Annotated in this window: 2 protein-coding genes; both read left to right on the top strand. The window is 62.5% G+C overall.

Going from position 1 to position 638, the window contains the following annotated elements; genetic code table 11:
* Window positions 1–180, top strand: a 180-nt coding sequence (locus AC1DCY_RS27325) for a P2 family phage major capsid protein (RefSeq protein ID WP_477355833.1), incomplete at its 5' end; no start/stop codon positions are given.
* Window positions 177–638, top strand: a 462-nt coding sequence (gene gpM, locus AC1DCY_RS27320; RefSeq protein ID WP_477355830.1) for a phage terminase small subunit, incomplete at its 3' end; no start/stop codon positions are given. The genes AC1DCY_RS27325 and gpM, both read left to right, overlap by 4 nt.

Here is a 638-nt window from a genome sequence, read left to right as displayed (position 1 = left end):
GTGGTGGTCACCAGTTGGGACAACTTGTCGATCTACTTCCAGGATTCCAGCTGGCGTAAGCAGACCGTGGACAACTCGAAACGCTCCCGCGTCGAGGATTACAACAGCCGCAACGAGGGCTATGTGATCGAGCAGCTGGAGAAGTTCGCGATGACCGAAAACGTGGAGCTGGTGAAGTGAGCCTGGCGCTTGCGCACAAGCGCCGCATGCAGGCCCTGGGGGGCGCCGCCTTAGCCGCTGCTGCAGCGGCACCGGTGACGTACTCCCCGGCGGAAGCGCTGAGCAGTCCGGCCAATGCCCGCAAACATCTGCTGCTGCAGGAAGCGGCCCTGGATCAAGACTTGGAACGCCTGAGCGCGATCAAGGGGCTGGCCGGTCGCCAGGCACTGAAGCGTGAGGAACTACTGCCCAAGTACCAGGACTTCATCCAGCGCTATATGGAATCGGGCCTGGTCATGCCGAACCGCGTCCGGGTGCAGGTGATGGTCTGGCTGTTCGACACCGAGCAGTTCGAAGACGGGCTGGAGCTGGCCGAGTTCGCCATAGGGCAGGGGCAGGAAATGCCGGAGCGCTTCAAGCGCCGTGACGTCCAGACCTTCGTCGCGGATGCGGTGATTGACTGGGCTTACGCCGAGTAC

Source organism: Lysinibacillus sp. 10T31 (assembly GCF_056394365.1).
The sequence above is the reverse complement of the archived record's forward strand: the minus strand, read 5'-3'. Positions and strand labels throughout refer to the sequence as shown.